At 64.5% G+C, this 14,665-nt stretch carries 14 protein-coding genes; 8 read left to right on the top strand and 6 right to left on the bottom strand.

All coding sequences use genetic code 11. The features are described 5' to 3' along the window. Nucleotides 1–207 precede the first annotated feature (207 nt). Nucleotides 208–1,737, bottom strand: a complete 1,530-nt coding sequence (locus UNPF46_RS24140) for a malonate--CoA ligase (RefSeq protein WP_142251670.1) — start codon at nt 1,735–1,737, stop codon at nt 208–210. A gap of 95 nt (nt 1,738–1,832) precedes the next feature. Here UNPF46_RS24140 and UNPF46_RS24135 point away from each other — a divergent pair, with 95 nt between their 5' ends. From UNPF46_RS24135 to UNPF46_RS24120, 4 genes are all read left to right on the top strand, one after another. Beyond that, nucleotides 1,833–2,594 carry an SDR family oxidoreductase gene (locus UNPF46_RS24135; RefSeq protein ID WP_100176939.1) on the top strand — a complete coding sequence of 254 codons (762 nt, stop codon included), beginning with the start codon at nt 1,833–1,835 and terminating at the stop codon, nt 2,592–2,594. A 371-nt stretch (nt 2,595–2,965) separates the two neighbouring features. Beyond that, nucleotides 2,966–3,520, top strand: coding sequence for a fasciclin domain-containing protein (locus UNPF46_RS24130; RefSeq protein ID WP_097660605.1), 555 nt, complete (start codon nt 2,966–2,968; stop codon nt 3,518–3,520). Nucleotides 3,521–3,715: 195 nt separating this feature from the next. Next, nucleotides 3,716–4,345, top strand: a complete 630-nt coding sequence (locus tag UNPF46_RS24125) for a cytochrome b/b6 domain-containing protein (protein ID WP_100176940.1) — start codon at nt 3,716–3,718, stop codon at nt 4,343–4,345. Nucleotides 4,346–4,359: 14 nt separating this feature from the next. Next, nucleotides 4,360–5,142, top strand: a complete 783-nt coding sequence (locus UNPF46_RS24120) for a molybdopterin-binding protein (RefSeq protein ID WP_142251669.1) — start codon at nt 4,360–4,362, stop codon at nt 5,140–5,142. 112 nt (nt 5,143–5,254) lie between these two features. Here UNPF46_RS24120 and UNPF46_RS24110 read toward each other — a convergent pair whose 3' ends face one another. Further along, nucleotides 5,255–6,442: a YbfB/YjiJ family MFS transporter gene (locus UNPF46_RS24110; protein ID WP_181770085.1), complete on the bottom strand. Its 1,188-nt coding sequence runs from the start codon at nt 6,440–6,442 to the stop codon at nt 5,255–5,257. A gap of 247 nt (nt 6,443–6,689) precedes the next feature. Here UNPF46_RS24110 and leuB point away from each other — a divergent pair, with 247 nt between their 5' ends. Beyond that, complete coding sequence (gene leuB / locus UNPF46_RS24105; protein ID WP_142251666.1) at nt 6,690–7,802, top strand: 3-isopropylmalate dehydrogenase; 1,113 nt, start codon at nt 6,690–6,692, stop codon at nt 7,800–7,802. Between the two features lie 113 nt (nt 7,803–7,915). After that, the gene (locus tag UNPF46_RS24100; protein WP_142251665.1) at nt 7,916–8,554 is read left to right on the top strand and encodes a DapH/DapD/GlmU-related protein; all 639 of its coding nucleotides are present in this window, start codon (nt 7,916–7,918) and stop codon (nt 8,552–8,554) included. Nucleotides 8,555–8,628: 74 nt separating this feature from the next. On the opposite strand, the gene UNPF46_RS24095 is transcribed toward UNPF46_RS24100, so the two are convergent. Together UNPF46_RS24095 and UNPF46_RS24090 are read right to left on the bottom strand one after the other, a co-directional pair. After that, nucleotides 8,629–9,006 (bottom strand): hypothetical protein, encoded by a 378-nt coding sequence (locus tag UNPF46_RS24095; protein ID WP_142251664.1) that lies wholly within the window; start codon nt 9,004–9,006, stop codon nt 8,629–8,631. Between the two features lie 156 nt (nt 9,007–9,162). Continuing rightward, a complete protein-coding gene (locus UNPF46_RS24090; protein ID WP_142251663.1) occupies nt 9,163–9,957 on the bottom strand; it encodes a hypothetical protein in 795 nt (264 codons plus the stop codon). 116 nt (nt 9,958–10,073) lie between these two features. On the opposite strand from UNPF46_RS24090, the gene UNPF46_RS24085 reads away from it, so the two are divergent. Then, nucleotides 10,074–11,108, top strand: a complete 1,035-nt coding sequence (locus UNPF46_RS24085; protein WP_100176945.1) for an aspartate-semialdehyde dehydrogenase — start codon at nt 10,074–10,076, stop codon at nt 11,106–11,108. Nucleotides 11,109–11,313: 205 nt separating this feature from the next. Here UNPF46_RS24085 and UNPF46_RS24080 read toward each other — a convergent pair whose 3' ends face one another. Continuing rightward, a complete protein-coding gene (locus UNPF46_RS24080; protein WP_100176946.1) occupies nt 11,314–11,958 on the bottom strand; it encodes a carbonic anhydrase in 645 nt (214 codons plus the stop codon). A 113-nt stretch (nt 11,959–12,071) separates the two neighbouring features. Between UNPF46_RS24080 and UNPF46_RS24075 the strand changes: the two genes are divergently transcribed. Continuing rightward, complete coding sequence (locus tag UNPF46_RS24075) at nt 12,072–12,953, top strand: HpcH/HpaI aldolase/citrate lyase family protein (protein ID WP_142251662.1); 882 nt, start codon at nt 12,072–12,074, stop codon at nt 12,951–12,953. A 77-nt stretch (nt 12,954–13,030) separates the two neighbouring features. Here UNPF46_RS24075 and UNPF46_RS24070 read toward each other — a convergent pair whose 3' ends face one another. After that, nucleotides 13,031–14,095 (bottom strand): helix-turn-helix transcriptional regulator, encoded by a 1,065-nt coding sequence (locus tag UNPF46_RS24070; protein WP_349628179.1) that lies wholly within the window; start codon nt 14,093–14,095, stop codon nt 13,031–13,033. Nucleotides 14,096–14,665 lie beyond the last annotated feature (570 nt).

Here is a 14,665-nt window from a genome sequence, read left to right as displayed (position 1 = left end):
GACCAATCCAGCCCATCTTGATGTGTCAGCTATGTCTCCGAACACCTGTCAGTGATCTGTCCGGTCTAAACAGAAGGCGGGCAATCCAGTATTCCAGAGACACCAGTGAATGAGCCGAGAAGCCGCGGCGTATTGGATGCCCGCCTGCGCGGGGCATGCAGCGTGCGGGGTGGAGGCAGATCGCAACAACGCGAACCAAATCGCCCCTCACTTCTTCGCGTAGATGTCCTTGTACGTCTCGCGCAGAATGTTCTTCTGCACTTTGCCCATCGTATTTCGCGGCAGTTCGTCGACGACGAAGACGCGCTTGGGCATCTTGAATTTTGCGAGGCGTCCGTCCAGGCCCTTCAGCACGGCTGCTTCGTCGATGCTCGCGCCGGGCTGGCGCACCAGCACCGCCGTGACGCCCTCGCCGAAATCGGCATGCGGCACGCCGATCACGGCGGATTCGATCACGCCCGGCATGGCGTCGATCTCGCTCTCGATTTCCTTCGGGTACACATTGAAGCCGCCGGAGATCACGAGATCCTTGCCGCGGCCGAGGATGTGGACGTAGCCCTTGGTGTCGATCTTGCCGAGGTCGCCGGTGATGAAGAAGCCGTCGTCGCGGAATTCGGACTTGGTCTTCTCCGGCATGCGCCAATAGCCCTTGAAGACGTTCGGCCCCTTGACCTCGATCATGCCGATTTCCTCGCGCGGCAGCTCCTTGCCGGTCTCGGGCTCGGTCACGCGCACGGAAACGCCGGGAAGCGGAAAGCCGACCGCGCCGGGCACGCGCTCGCCGTCATAGGGGTTCGACGTGTTCATGTTGGTCTCGGTCATGCCGTAGCGCTCGAGCACCGCGTGCCCCGTGCGCGCCGACCATTCGCGATGGGTCTCCGCCAGCAGCGGCGCCGAACCCGAGATGAACAGACGCATGTGCTTGGTGGTCTCGTGCGACAGCGCGGAATTCTGCAGAAGCCGCGTGTAGAAGGTCGGCACGCCCATCAGCACGGTGGCGCGCGCCATCAGCTTGATGATCAGGTCCGGATCGAGCTTCGGCAGGAAGATCATCGAGGCCCGGGCGAACAGCGTCACGTTGGTCGCCACGAACAGGCCGTGGGTGTGGTAGATCGGCAGCGCGTGGATCAGCACGTCCTTGTCGGTGAAGCGCCAATAGTCGACGAGCGAGAGCGAGTTCGACGCGAGATTGTCGTGGCTGAGCATCGCGCCCTTGGAGCGGCCGGTGGTGCCCGAAGTGTAGAGGATGGCGGCGAGGTCGTCGTTCGCACGCGGGACGGTTGCAAAATCGGGGCTGGCCTTGTCGGCCGCGTCCGTCAGCGAACCCTTGCCGTCGGGGCCGAGCGTCTCGACCTTGGCCTTCACCTTGGCGGCGATCGGGGCGAGGCCTTCCGCCTTGGCGGGATCGCACACCACCAGCGACGGCTCGGCGTCGCCGATGAAGTAGTCGAGCTCGTTGAGCGTATAGGCGGTGTTGAGCGGCAGATAGACCGCGCCGGCGCGCACCGTGCCGAGATACAGCACGATATTGGCGACGGATTTCTCGACCTGCACCGCGACGCGATCGCCCGGCTTCACGCCGCGGGCGACCAGCACGTTCGCCATCTGCCCGGCCCGCGCGATCAGATCGCCATAGCTGATGCGGGTGCCGTCCTGCATCTCGATCGCAAGGCGCTTGGGATCGTCGAGGCCGTCGAACAGGCGGGAAAACAGGTTGGCGTTGGCTGCTTGGTTCATGCAAGAATTCCTCGACCGCAAGACTGACAAGGCCGGTCAAAACCGAGGGCTGGATTAGCAAAAACCGCCCCGATGAAGCAACGGAGACAGTTTGCATGACCAGAGTTGGGAAACGCGTGGCCTGGGTCACGGGCGGCGGCAGCGGGATCGGGGAGGCCGGGGCGGAGGCGTTGGCGGCCGATGGCTGGACGGTGGTGGTGTCCGGCCGGCGCCAGGCAGCCCTGGACGACGTGGTCGCGAAGATCACCAGGACGGGCGGCGCAGCCGAGGCGATCGCGCTGGACGTCTCCAACGCGGCAGAGGTCCAGAAGGCCGCCGATCAGATCGTCGCCAGGCACGGCCGCATCGACCTCCTCGTCAACAATGCCGGCATCAATGTTCCCAAGCGCAGCTGGAAGGACATGGAGCTGGAGGGGTGGGACAAGCTGGTCCAGGTCAACCTCAACGGCGTGCTCTATTGCATGCGCGCGGTGCTGCCGACGATGCGCCAGCAGCAGGACGGTGCGATCATCAACGTCTCGTCCTGGGCCGGCCGCCACGTCTCGAAGATGCCGGGGCCGGCCTACACCACGACCAAGCATGCGGTGCTGGCGCTGACCCATTCCTTCAACATGGACGAATGCGTCAACGGCCTGCGCGCCTGCTGCCTGATGCCGGGCGAGGTGGCAACGCCGATTCTCAAATTGCGCCCGGTCGTGCCGAGCGAGGAGGAGCAGGCGAAGATGCTGCAATCCGAGGATCTCGGCCGCACCATCGCATTCATCGCAAGCATGCCGGCGCGCGTCTGCATCAACGAGGTGCTGATCAGCCCGACGCACAATCGCGGCTTCATCCAGACGCCGAACAACAGGGATTGAGGCGAGGCGCGCGTGCCACACATTCGGTGTCATCCCCGCGAACGCGGGGATCCATAACCACAGGCAGATATTGTGGGCGCGACTGGTAACTCCGAGTCTTCGCCAAACAACTCCCTGTGGCTATGGGGCCCGGATCCGCGCTGCGCTTGTCCGGGACGACAGCGGAGTGTGTGGCGCGCGCTCGCCGCACGGACACGCCGCCCCGAAGTTTCACCCATCACAAAGAATTTTTCTCCGAAACCGCACCCCAAACCCTCCCGTAGTTCGGTCCAACGACGGCACTGCTGCATCACGCCAAACTGTCGCAGTCGCTGTTGTTGCCCCAACCCAACACCGGCCATGGCCGGCACCAATTCAATCGGGAGACTTCCATGTCCAAGCGCATTGCCTATCTCGCTGCCGCCGCCTTCAGCGCCCTCGCCATCACCGCGACCGTCGTCGCGCCTGTGCGTGCCGAGGAGAAGACCGTCATGGTCGGCGGCGCCGCGATGTTCCCGTCCAAGAACATCGTGCAGAACGCGGTCAACTCGAAGGACCACACCACGCTGGTGGCGGCGGTGAAGGCGGCTGGCCTGGTGCCGACGCTGGAGAGCAAGGGCCCGTTCACGGTGTTCGCGCCGACCAACGCCGCCTTCGGCAAGCTGCCGGCCGGCACCGTCGACAACCTGGTCAAGCCCGAGAACAAGGCGACCCTGACCAAGATCCTCACCTACCACGTCGTGCCCGGCAAGCTCGAGGCCTCCGACCTCACCGACGGCAAGAAGATGAAGACCGCCGAAGGCGAGGAGCTGACGGTCAAGAAGATGGACGGCAAGGTCTGGATCGTCGATGCCAAGGGCGGCACCTCGATGGTGACGATCTCCAACGTCAACCAGTCCAACGGCGTGATCCACGTGGTCGACACCGTCTTGATGCCGGCGTCGTAACACCGCGCGATCCTGTTTCATCCCCGAACAGGATGGTTTCAGACCGCGAGCCGGGGATACCCGGCTCGCTTTTTTGTGACCACAATAGCCTGACGGCATCGATTCCATGGCCGGCGGGGCGTAACGAAAACCGGCGGGCCGGCGTATAATTCCCAACACACGATCCCAGGACGGAACGATCAGGACGGAACCATCATGGCGAGCCTCACAGTCACCGACGAGCAGGTCAGGGCCACCCCGGCCAAAGTGATCCAGCCGGCCTGGGTGCGGGTCATGCACTGGATCAACGCCTTCGCCATGATCCTGATGATCCTGTCGGGCTGGCAGATCTACAACGCCTCGCCGCTGTTCGGCTTCACCTTCCCGCGCGACTACACGCTCGGCGGCTGGCTCGGTGGCGGCCTGCTCTGGCATTTTGCGGCGATGTGGCTGTTGATGGTCAACGGCCTCGCCTATCTCGTCACCGGTTTTGCCACCGGCCGCTTCCGCAAGAAGCTGTTTCCAATCACCCCGTCAGGCGTGCTGCACGACGTCAGGGCTGCCCTGACCTTCAAGCTCGGCCATGACGATCTCACCGTCTACAATTACGTGCAGCGCCTGCTCTATGCCGGCATCATCGTGGTCGGCGTGCTGATCGTGCTCACGGGGCTCGGCATGTGGAAGCCGGTGCAGCTGCATTGGCTGGTCATGCTGTTCGGCGACTACCCGACCGCGCGCTACATCCATTTCTTCTGCATGGCCGCGATCTGCGCGTTTCTCGTCATTCACGTCCTGCTCGCACTCTTGGTGCCGAAGAGCCTGCGCGCGATGATTATCGGCCGTTGATTAGGAGACCCATCATGGCCAAGCGCTCTTTCCTGATCCCAGGCGTCGACAAGCGGCTGCTGATCAAGGACTCCATCAAGACCATGCCCGACGTCACTCGCCGCCGCTTCATCGCGGGCGGTGCCAGTCTCGGCGCTCTGACACTGTTGACCGGCTGCGACGTCGTCGATTCCTCCTCGGCCGAGGAGATGCTGAAGAGCGTCTCGAAGTTCAACGACGCCGTGCAGGCCTTCATCTTCAATCCCGATGCGCTGGCGCCGACCTTCCCCGAGAGCGCGATCACGAAGCCGTTTCCGTTCAACGCCTATTACGATCTCGACGACGCGCCCGACGTCTCGGCTGCGGACTGGAAGCTCGAGGTGCGCGGCCTCGTCGACAACAAGAAATCCTGGACGCTGGACGAGCTCCATAAGCTGCCGCAGGTCACGCAGATCACCCGCCACATCTGCGTCGAGGGCTGGAGCGCGATCGGCAGCTGGACCGGCACGCCGCTGCGCGATTTCCTCAAGTTGATCGGCGCCGACACGCGCGCGAAGTACGTCTGGTTCCAGTGCGCCGACAAGGACGGCTACAATTCGCCTTTGGATATGCGCAGCGCCCTGCATCCGCAGACCCAGATGACGTTCAAATACGCGAACGAGATTTTGCCGCGCGCCTACGGCTTCCCGATGAAGATCCGCGTGCCGACCAAGCTCGGCTTCAAGAACCCGAAATACGTGGTCTCGATGGAAGTCACCAACGACTACAAGGGCGGCTATTGGGAAGACCAGGGGTATAATTCGTTTAGTGGAAGCTGATTGGGGCCGTCATTCCGGGGCTCGCGAAGCGAGAGCCCGGAATCCATCGGGCCGCAGGACTGGTGGATGAATGGATTCCGGGTTCGCGCTATGCGCGCCCCGGAATGACAACCTAGCCCGGCCCCACCTTGCGCTGGCACAACGCTGCCACCGCCCCCAGCGCCAATAACGCCGCCGACACGTTCAGCGCATACGACAGGCTCCCCAGCGCATCCGTGATCGCGCCGACCACGATCGGGCCGAGCGTCTGGCCGACGCCGAACGAGATCGTCATCGCGGCGATTGCGGTCGGCCACACCTGCGGCGGATAGTTGAAGCGCACGAAGGCGGTGGTCGAGCCGACCACGGCGAAGAAGGCGACGCCGAACACGACCGCCGAGACCGCGAGCCATGCCGGCGAATGCCCGAGCATCGGCAGGGCCGCCCCCAACGCGTTGGTGCCGAGGATGATGGCGGTGGCGAGCCCGCCGCGATCGAGCGCGAGCACGCCGCGCCAGGCCCAGGGCGTTACGAAGGCGGACAGGCCGATCAGGCTCCAGAACGCCGCCTGCGCCGCGGCCCCGCCGCCGCCGTCGCGCACATAGGCGATCATGAAGGTCATGTAGGCGATGTAGCCGGCGCCGAAGAGGAAATAGCCGGCCAGGTAAATCAGCACGGGCAGGATCGCAAAGGCGGCGTGGCTGCCTTCGGAGAAGCGCGCGCCGCTCTCGATGCGGATCAGGAACAACGGCACGGTCATGGCGACCGAGAGCAGGGTCATCGCCCACCACACGATCCACCACGAGCCCGGCCCGAAATACTGCAGCGTGAACGGTGCGATCAGTCCCGACGATAAAATGCCGATGCCGGGCCCGGCATAGAACAGGCTGAGCAGGAAATTGGCCCGCTCGGGGCGGGTCTGGGCGATGGTGGCCGCCAGCGCGCCGCCCGCGACGAAGCCGGCCGCGGCGCCAAGACCCAGCACGAGCCGCGCCAGGCTCAGCGCGATGAAATTCCCCGTCAGCGCGCAGGTGGCGAGCGCGGCGACGCAGGCGAGGGTTCCGCCGCGGATGGCCGCGGCCCAGCCGACGCGCTGGATCAGGCGCGAGGCGGCAAGCGCGCCCACGAGATAGCCGACGGCGTTGATGGTGTTCATGAAACCGGCCGCCGAGTAGGACCAGCCGAGGTCCTCCCGCATGTCGGGCAGCACCAGGGCATAGGCAAAGCGGCCGATTCCGAGCCCGACCGTCGCGGCCAGCGACAGGGTCAGGATCAGCCGCGCAGGGTGTGCGTCGGGTGGGGGGCGATCAGGGGCGTGCAAGGGGATACTCCGGCGTCCCGCACTGTGGCAGGCCCCGCCCGCCTTGCACAGCCGCGCCGCGGCAATGGTGTCTTGCCAAGCGCGCAACGCCGCTCTAGCACTCCCGCCGACCGTCATTCCGGGGCGCGGCCCTTTGGCGCGAGCCCGGAATCCATGTCCCTGCTTGCGCTGCGGCCTGATGGATTCCGGGCTCGCTCGCTGTGCTCGCGTCCCGGAATGACGAGAGAGGATTGAGAAGGAAACGACCATGGCGACCCACAAATTGCTGCTGCTTCCCGGCGACGGTATCGGCCCCGAGGTGATGGGCGAGGTGAAGCGGCTGATCGACTGGCTCAATTCGGCCGGGATCGCCAAATTCGAGACCGACACCGGCCTCGTCGGTGGCTCCGCCTATGATGCCCACAAGGTCTCGATCTCCGAGGGCGACATGGCCAAGGCGCTCGCCGCCGACGCCATCATCTTCGGCGCGGTCGGCGGCCCCAAATGGGATGCCGTTCCTTACGAGGTGCGTCCGGAAGCCGGCCTGCTTCGCCTGCGCAAGGATCTCGCTTTGTTCGCCAACCTCCGCCCCGCCGTGTGCTACCCGGCGCTGGCGGACGCTTCGAGCCTGAAGCGCGAGGCGGTCGAAGGCCTCGACATCATGATCGTGCGCGAGCTCACCGGCGGCGTCTATTTCGGCGAGCCCAAGACCATCACCGATCTCGGCAACGGCCAGAAGCGCGCCATCGATACCCAGGTCTACGACACCTATGAGATCGAACGCATCGGCCGCGTCGCCTTCGAGCTTGCCAGGAAGCGCAAGAACAAGGTGACGTCGATGGAGAAGCGCAACGTCATGAAGTCGGGCGTGCTCTGGAACGAGGTCATGACCCAGGTCCACAAGCGTGAATATCCCGACGTCACGCTCGAGCATCAGCTCGCCGATTCCGGCGGCATGATGCTGGTGAAATGGCCGAAGCAGTTCGACGTCATCGTCACCGACAATCTGTTCGGCGACATGCTCTCGGACATCGCGGCGATGCTGACCGGATCGCTCGGCATGCTGCCCTCGGCTTCGCTCGGCGAAGTGGATGTGAAGACCAAGAAGCGCCGCGCGCTGTACGAGCCGGTGCATGGCTCGGCGCCTGATATCGCCGGCAAGGGCCTCGCCAATCCGATCGCGATGATCTCGTCCTTCGGCATGGCGCTGCGCTATTCCTTCGACATGGGCGATCTCGCCGACAAGGTCGACGCCGCCATCGCCGCCGTGCTGGCGAGCGGCCTGCGCACCGCCGACATCAAGTCGGAGGGCACGACGGCCGCTTCGACCACGCAGATGGGCGAAGCGATCCTGAAGGAATTGCAGAAGCTGCACGCGTGAGATGGGATGTCGTAGCCCGGATGGAGCGAAAGCGAAATCCGGGGTTCTCGCCACGTGGATAGACCTTCCCGGATTGCGCTTCGCTCATCCGGGCTACATGCCGGAGCCGCCTCATGGGCACATCCCCCCGCCCCAAGATCGCGGACACCATCATCCATGACACGGTGCGCCAGCGCGAGGCGCAGATCGGGCGGCGCTGCGAAATCCTCGCCAACACCCGCATCGAATATGCCTCGCTCGGCGACTACTCCTATCTCGGCGAGAACTGCGACGTCGCCGACGCCGTGATCGGCAAGTTCACGGCCATCGCCAATTCAGTGCGGATCGGCGCGCCGAACCATCCGATGGGCCGGCCGTCCCAGCATCGTTTCACCTATTGCCCCGAATATTACGAGCCGGGCGCAACGCGTGACCGCGATTTCTTCGCGGACCGTCGCGGCGACCGCGTCATCGTCGGCAATGATGTCTGGATCGGACACGCCGCCATCCTGCTGCCGGGTGTGAGCGTCGGCGACGGCGCGGTGATCGCGGCAGGCGCGGTCGTCAGCCGCGATGTCGAGCCCTACACCATCGTCGGTGGCGTTCCCGCGCGCCCCATCCGCAAGCGCTTCGATGAGGATGTCGCGCAGAGCTTGCGGCGTATCGCCTGGTGGGATTGGCCGGATGCGCTCATCTTCGAGCGCCTCGCCGATTTCCGCTCCGAGGCGATCGAGGAGTTTTGCCGGCGCTACGATCCGGCAGCCAACGCGTGAGGCGGACGCGTCTCGCAAAAACAAAAATGGCCGGGCGTGAGCCCGGCCTTTTGATTCGGATCGCTGCGCCCGCCTCAGTACAGCGGGAAATTCTGCGGATAGCCGCCGATGTCCTGCGGCGGCGAGAGCGGCTGGCGGTCGATCGGGCGATTGAGATTCTCGCGCGCGAAGGACGGATAGCCGACGGCCGGCGGGAAGGCATAGTCGGAGAATTTGCGGTCGCCCGGATTGACCTCGGTGCCGCCGTCGAGCCAGGAGCGCTTGCTGACATAGATGCGGGTGCGGCCCTGCTGGTAGACGGCGTTGGGACCGCTCGGGCCGTAATAGTGGCGGCCGCGCTCGTCGTAGCGCTTGGTCTTGTTGTCGGCCGAGGCCGGCGTCACGAGGGACATGGCAATCACGGCGCCCACAGCAAACAAGGTCGCCAATTTGGCAGAGAATTTCGAGCTCATCACGTCCCCTTCAGGCGGCGCACCGCCAGTCGATTTCACCCCATACTAGCCCGGCCGGGGTGAGCGCAACTAGGTCTATTGGGTCACACCAGCTCGGAATAATCGGGCCCGCCGGCAAAAGTTGCATCAATACCAGCCACTTGAGCTTGATGCGCCTCAAAGCGTCCCGCGCAATTGCGCGTTCGCCGCGCCCAGCAGCCAGTCCGGCGAGCCCGCAAGGTCGCAAGCCCGGCGCTTCAGCTCGGCCCGGGCGAACAGATCGGCGAGCTTCGGCTCGTTGCCCGAGGTCAGCAGCGTCAGCCGGTTCAGCGTGCACGCGACGGCCGCACGCTGGGCGGGCATTGTGTCGCCCTGGCAGGAGAAGCCGGAGATCTGCAAGCCCGGCTCCTCGCTGCGCTTGAGGTAGCCGAGGCAGGCCCGCGCGCCCTCCGTTGCCGCGACCGGCCGGAACAGGGCGACGGGGCCGAATTTGGTCTCGATCAGGCCGGCCTGCTCGAGCGCGCTGGCCGCTTCCAGGCCCATCTGGACGGCGAGGTCCATCGCGGCGGGACGAGCCACGTCGAACTCGCCGCCCTCCCGGTAAATCTCCAGCTCGGCCAGCGGCTTGTCCGCTTCGCCTGCCCAGCGCATGATGTCCCGGCGGCCGCCTTCCGGATGCCGAAGGATGGTGTAAGATGCTGTTTTCTCGGACGAATCGAGCTTGCTGAGGGCGAATGCCGGATGCGAGCGGTCGGCCACGTTCCAGCCGGGCTTCGGCGCCGGCTCGTCGTCGCGCAGATCGGGCAGCTGCCCGAGCGCCGCAAGGCCAAGGATGGCAAACAGGGCGAGCGTCCCCACATAGGCGAACAACCGCGCCAGCGTGCCGACGACCTCGTCGGCGAAGGCTGCCAATGCCAGATGGAGACTGGTCCGGGTCGAGAGTGCGGCCGTGCTGGCCTCAGGCGACTGCATCCACGGCCTTCAGGCGGGGTCCAACGTTGTCTTGCGGCCGGTTCTCGCATAGAAGCGCTGCTCTTCCTGTTTAAGCGTCAGCTTCAGGAACGGGCTTTTTCATCGGAGAGTGAACGATGGGTTACAAAGTCGCAGTCGTCGGCGCGACCGGCAATGTCGGACGGGAAATGCTCAACATCCTGGATGAGCGCAAATTCCCCGCGGACGAGGTCGTGGCCCTGGCGTCACGCCGCAGCGTCGGCGTCGAGGTCTCCTATGGCGACCGCACCCTGAAGGTCAAAGCGCTCGAGCACTACGACTTCTCCGACGTCGACATCTGCCTGATGTCGGCGGGCGGCTCGGTGTCGAAGGAATGGTCGCCGAAGATCGGCGCCGCCGGCGCCGTCGTGATCGACAATTCTTCGGCCTGGCGCATGGACCCGGACGTGCCGCTGATCGTGCCGGAGGTGAATGCGGCCGCGACCGAAGGCTTCAAGAAGAAGAACATCATCGCCAACCCGAACTGTTCGACCGCGCAGCTCGTGGTCGCGCTGAAGCCGCTGCACGACAAGGCGACCATCAAGCGCGTCGTGGTCTCGACCTATCAATCGGTGTCGGGCGCCGGCAAGGACGCGATGGACGAATTGTTCTCGCAGACCAAGGCGGTCTACACCAACAGCGAGATCGTCAATAAGAAGTTTCCCGCGCGCATCGCCTTCAACATCATCCCCCAGATCGACGTCTTCATGGAGGACGGCTACACCAAGGAAGAGTGGAAGATGATGGCGGAGACCAAGAAGATCCTTGATTCCAAGATCAAGCTCACCGCCACCTGCGTGCGCGTGCCTGTGTTCGTCGGCCACTCCGAAGCCGTCAACATCGAGTTCGAAAATCCGATCAGCGCGGATGAAGCGCGCGACATCCTGCGCAAGGCGCCTGGCTGCCTCGTCATCGACAAGCAGGAGCCCGGCGGCTACGCCACGCCGTACGAGGCGGCCGGCGAGGACGCCACCTACATCAGCCGCATCCGCGAGGACGCGACGGTGGAGAACGGTCTCGTGTTGTGGTGCGTGTCCGACAACCTGCGCAAGGGCGCGGCGCTCAACGCGATCCAGATCGCGGAAGTGCTGATCAACCGCAAGCTGATCAGCGCGAAGAAGCAGGCGGCGTAAGCTCAGCTCTCTCCCCTCGTCGTCCCGGACAAGCGCGCCCCAAGCGCGCGAAGATCCGGGACCCATCACCACAGGACGTGGTTTGACGCCAGGCCGGCAACTCCGAGCCTTCGTAAAACGACTGCTGCGGCGTATGGGTCCCGGATCTGCGCTTGCGCTTGTCCGGGACGACGATCTCGTTTGACGCGGCAGTTTACGAAATCGCCTACACCACGCCCCGCGCGTTCCTGAATTCCTTCGCCGCCTTGTCCAGCACGAACAGCGATCCCTCCGCGACGCCGAAATAGGCGCCGTGGGTCTGCATCTGGCCGCTCTCCACGGCCTTCTGCACGAACGGGAACGTCATCAGGTTTTCCAGGCTGCGGAACACCGCGGCCTTCTCGATGCGCTCGACGAACTGCGCCATGCTCTCGTGGTCGCGCTGCTCGACCACTTCGCCCGGCTTGATGAACATCTGCATCCATTTGCCGATGAAGTCGCCGGGCGTCAGCGGCTCGATCTTGTCGACAAAGGCGCGGATGCCGCCGCACTGGGCGTGGCCGAGCACGACGATGTGCTTCACCTTCAGCACCGTCACCGCATATTCCAGCGCGGCGGAGACGCCATGGGCGTTGCCGTCGGGCTGATACACCGGCACCAGATTGGCGATGTTGCGCACCACGAACAATTCGCCCGGCCCGACGTCGAAGATCACCTCGGGCGAGACGCGGCTGTCGCAGCAGCCGATCACCATCACTTCCGGGAACTGCCCTTTCACCGACAGCTCGCGATAGCGGCTCTGCTCGGTCGGCAGCCGCTGGGTGGCGAAGGCCTGGTAGCCTTCCAGCAAATGCTTCGGGAATGTCATCATGGCCTATGCCTAAACATATACCGCAGGGGCGAACAAGCCTTTCGAATAGACAGGCCAGATGCTATCGGCTCCGGTAACGAATTCGCTTGAGGCAGACCAGAAGGAACGCTCGCATGACCCGCCCGCGCCGCAGCCATCTGTTCATGCCCGGTTCCAACCCCCGCGCGCTGGAAAAGGCGCGCAATCTCGCCGCCGACGGCCTGATCCTGGATCTGGAAGATTCCGTCGCCCCCGATGCCAAGGCGGCGGCGCGTGACGGCATTGCCGCCGCGATCGCGGCCAGGGGTTTCGGCAAGCGCGAGATTTTGATTCGGACCAATGGCCTCGATACGCCCTGGTGGGCCGACGACGTCGCCATGGCGGCGAAGGCTTCGCCCGACGGCATCCTGGTTCCAAAAGTTTCAAGTGTCGAAGATCTCGATACGATCGGCTTCCGTCTCACCGAGCTTGGCGCCGCGCCGACGGTGAAGGTCTGGGCCATGATCGAGACCGCGCGCGCCGTGCTGCATGCCGAGGAGCTGGCCGAAGCCGGACGCGATCAATCGCGGCGGCTCTCCGGCTTCGTGTTCGGTCCCAACGACATCTCGCGCGAGACGCGGATCCGCATGTTGCCGGGCCGCGCCGCGATGATCCCGATGATCACGCACTGCATCCTGGCGACGCGTGCCCATGGCCTCGAGATTCTCGACGGCCCCTACAGCGACATCGCCAACCCCGATGGCTTCGCCACCGAATGCGCGCAAGGCCGCGATCTCGGCTTCGACGGCAAGACGCTGATCCACCCCTCGCAGATCGACGCCTGCAACGCGATCTTCACGCCGCCCGAAGAAGAGGTCGCGCGTGCGCGAAAGATCATCGCGGCGTTCGAGCTGCCGGAGAACGCCTCGCGCGGCGCGATCCGCCTGGACGGCGCCATGGTGGAGCGTCTGCACGCCGACATGGCGCGGCGCACGATTGCCATCGCGGACGCGATCGCGGCGATGAGCAAGGGCTGAACGCAACCAGAGCCGCCGGGCCATTCAAGACGAGCGCTGCTCGTCGCCGTGGCTGCTCGCCGCCGCGCACGGGTCCCTTACTGTCTGCGTCTCGCATTCTTCAGCGTCTCGGAGGGCAGCTCGCCGATGGCCTGACGATATTCGGATGCGAAGCGTCCGAGGTTTCGGAAGCCGCATTTGAACGCCACGGCCAGCACGCTGGTCTGCCCATCGGGCCGCCTCAGCAGCTCAGCGGCGTGTTGGAGCCGGACGCGCCGCGCGAACTGGCCCGGTGATCCCCGCCCGGAATCCGAGAACTCCCGGAACACGGTCCGCACGCTCACATTGGCGACCTCGGCGATCTCCTGGAAATCGAGAGGTTCGTCCCAATGGGCCTCGATGTAGGATTCCACGATGTCGACCACGGCGCGGTTGGCGCTCGGCGCCGAGCGCTGCAGGCGATCGGAGAAATTGTGCCGATGCGCCAGAAGAATCCGGAACATCAGCGCCCGCTCGAGTTCGGCGATGGCGATCGGGGAGTAATCCTGCCCGAACCTTTCCAGCTCCTCGGCAAATCTGAAGACGTCGTGGCGCACCTGCGTCATCATCGCCGGATCGGCTTCGCTTGAAATGAAACGCAGATTCATGCCGCTGGCGTCGCCGAGCAGGCTCTTCAGCAAACGCTCCAGTGCATGGGCGTCGATCCTCAGCACCAGCTGGCGATAGCCGGGCGCGAAGTCGAGATCGAGCCGGGCGTCGCCGGAGATGATGGGAGTCCAGGCCTCGATCGGCCGGCTATTGCCGTTGGTCGTGAATCCCGCAGCCCCCTGGATGGAGAAGAACTGGCGGAGGATTTGCGATTCAGGAAAGGACAGCGATGCCGCGCCATCGTAGGCGCAGAACGCAAGGCCGATCGAATTCAGTCGGGCCAAATTGGCCTGGATGCCGAACCCATCACCGTGCCTGCCAAACCGATCGGCGCCGTACGCCGAAAACAGGCGATCGCGCGCAAACTCGCTGTCGCGCGATCGAATCAAAGGATACCGGTCAAGGTACGAGACGGCGCCCAAATCAGAATCCTCAAAGCGCTCAAACCTACTGAGTCGGAATCCGAACGCTACCAATTGGAGATTGCATGGAACAGCCGAGAAAGCTTCACGCATCCCTCGCCAAGAGAACTGGGACAATTTGCCCGTCACTGCGACAAGTTGCCGGGGGCGGTCGCTGCGGATGAAGATCGCGCGCGCTCGCTCGCAGATCAGCCATGTGCGGACGTGCGAGCCGCGCAGGTGCCGTCTCGCGATCGACGTTTTGCCGAATACCGATAGGGAATTTAGCGCGACCTTCGCAGTCCAGGGCCGATGGCGCGGTCAGGGTGGCCGTGTGTCGCTGTCGGGTTAATCGCCCTGGCAAAAAGCGGCCATTGTGTCTGCGATCGGACAAATACTCTGATAATTCGATTCAGATATCCGTTTTGTTCGAACGGACCGCCCGTCGAGCGAAGCTCGAATTGCGCGCGCTCCGCGAAGACAGTGGATGATGAGAGGCCGGTTCGCTCTGTGCAGCGGCCTGAACATCAATTTTGGAGCAAAATGAATGTTTGGTCGCAAGTCCCGGGTTGATGCACAAGCGCGGATCGAGGCGATCGGCCGTTCGCAGGCCATGATCGAATTCAATCTCGATGGCTCGATCATCACGGCCAACCAGAATTTTCTCGACGCCCTCGGCTATCG

It is taken from the genome of Bradyrhizobium sp. UNPF46 (assembly GCF_006658625.1).
In the GTDB taxonomy this organism is placed as follows: Bacteria; Pseudomonadota; Alphaproteobacteria; order Rhizobiales; family Xanthobacteraceae; genus Bradyrhizobium; species Bradyrhizobium nitroreducens.
The sequence above is the reverse complement of the archived record's forward strand: the minus strand, read 5'-3'. Positions and strand labels throughout refer to the sequence as shown.

Coding starts and splice junctions, on each gene's coding strand:
- leuB (WP_142251666.1), top strand. CDS start 6,690: ATGGCGACCCACAAATTGCTGCTGCTTCCCGGCGACGGTATCGGCCCC.
- UNPF46_RS24130 (WP_097660605.1), top strand. CDS start 2,966: ATGTCCAAGCGCATTGCCTATCTCGCTGCCGCCGCCTTCAGCGCCCTC.
- UNPF46_RS24125 (WP_100176940.1), top strand. CDS start 3,716: ATGGCGAGCCTCACAGTCACCGACGAGCAGGTCAGGGCCACCCCGGCC.
- UNPF46_RS24120 (WP_142251669.1), top strand. CDS start 4,360: ATGGCCAAGCGCTCTTTCCTGATCCCAGGCGTCGACAAGCGGCTGCTG.
- UNPF46_RS24075 (WP_142251662.1), top strand. CDS start 12,072: ATGACCCGCCCGCGCCGCAGCCATCTGTTCATGCCCGGTTCCAACCCC.
- UNPF46_RS24140 (WP_142251670.1), bottom strand. CDS start 1,737: ATGAACCAAGCAGCCAACGCCAACCTGTTTTCCCGCCTGTTCGACGGC.
- UNPF46_RS24080 (WP_100176946.1), bottom strand. CDS start 11,958: ATGATGACATTCCCGAAGCATTTGCTGGAAGGCTACCAGGCCTTCGCC.
- UNPF46_RS24100 (WP_142251665.1), top strand. CDS start 7,916: ATGGGCACATCCCCCCGCCCCAAGATCGCGGACACCATCATCCATGAC.
- UNPF46_RS24135 (WP_100176939.1), top strand. CDS start 1,833: ATGACCAGAGTTGGGAAACGCGTGGCCTGGGTCACGGGCGGCGGCAGC.
- UNPF46_RS24090 (WP_142251663.1), bottom strand. CDS start 9,957: ATGCAGTCGCCTGAGGCCAGCACGGCCGCACTCTCGACCCGGACCAGT.
- UNPF46_RS24085 (WP_100176945.1), top strand. CDS start 10,074: ATGGGTTACAAAGTCGCAGTCGTCGGCGCGACCGGCAATGTCGGACGG.
- UNPF46_RS24070 (WP_349628179.1), bottom strand. CDS start 14,095: ATGCGTGAAGCTTTCTCGGCTGTTCCATGCAATCTCCAATTGGTAGCG.
- UNPF46_RS24095 (WP_142251664.1), bottom strand. CDS start 9,006: ATGAGCTCGAAATTCTCTGCCAAATTGGCGACCTTGTTTGCTGTGGGC.